Raw genomic sequence first — 316 nt, 5'->3', positions numbered from 1 at the left:
CTTTTCGCGCACCACGTCGCTGCCGCAGACCGGGCAGTGCGCGGGCATGCGGAAGTTGGGGACATAGGGCTTGCGCGCAACGTGTGTGTCCGCGATCAGGGCCGTGGCATCGCCGCCGGCGTGCGCGAGCGCTTCCCCGTCGGGCACGCCAACCGGCACATGGGCGGTCACCCGGCCCACCACTTCCGGAATGACGTCGCCAGCGCGGCGCACCACCACGGTGTCGCCCAAGCGCACATCCTTCTTGCGGATTTCGAACACGTTGTGCAGCGTCGCGTTGGTCACCGTCACACCGCCCACGAACACGGGCGCCAGG

General features: G+C 69.3%; 1 pseudogene. It reads right to left on the bottom strand.

What is annotated here, in order from left to right:
* Positions 1–316, bottom strand: a pseudogene (gene ligA / locus B2J89_RS22030) (NAD-dependent DNA ligase LigA); the annotation flags it as partial.

It is taken from the genome of Acidovorax sp. SRB_24, from assembly GCF_012931925.1.
The sequence above is the reverse complement of the archived record's forward strand: the minus strand, read 5'-3'. Positions and strand labels throughout refer to the sequence as shown.